Below are 509 nucleotides of genomic sequence, written 5' to 3'. Positions count from 1 at the left end.
CATTTATTGCATCACAAAGTCCTGTCAGATTATCGTGACAAGCGATGAAAATGTCTGTAACACCGCGGTTTCTGAGGTCTGAGCATATGCTTGCATAGAAGCTTGCTGACTCATTTTCAGAGATCCAAGTGCCAAGGATTTCTTTTTGTCCTTCCATATTGATCCCGAGAACGGAGTACACACATTTGCTGATGATTTTATTGTCTTTTCTGGAGTTGAAAACTATCCCGTCGAAGAAAACTACAGGGTAAATTTTGTCGAGAGGACGGTTTTGCCATTCATTTACCTCAGGAAGAATTTTGTCGGTTATGCGTGAAACAAGTCCCTGAGAAATTTCTGCACCATAGATTTCTCTTAGGGTATCTTCAATGTCACGCTGGGACATTCCTTTTGCGTACATTGCCATGATTTTCTGTTCAATTTCATCTGTGTGAGTCTGTCTTTTTTCGATGACTTTAGGTTCAAATTCACCGTTTCTGTCACGGGGAACGGCTATTTCACACTCGCCG

1 protein-coding gene is annotated in these 509 nt (G+C 41.7%); it reads right to left on the bottom strand.

What is annotated here, in order from left to right; all coding sequences use genetic code 11:
- Window positions 1-509, bottom strand: a 509-nt coding sequence (locus tag LI114_RS13735) for a transposase (RefSeq protein ID WP_227221135.1), incomplete at both ends; no start/stop codon positions are given.

Source organism: Ruminococcus sp. 210702-SL.1.03, assembly GCF_020559915.1.
Lineage (GTDB): Bacteria > Bacillota > Clostridia > Oscillospirales > Ruminococcaceae > YE71.
This window is presented reverse-complemented; position numbering and strand designations above follow the sequence as displayed.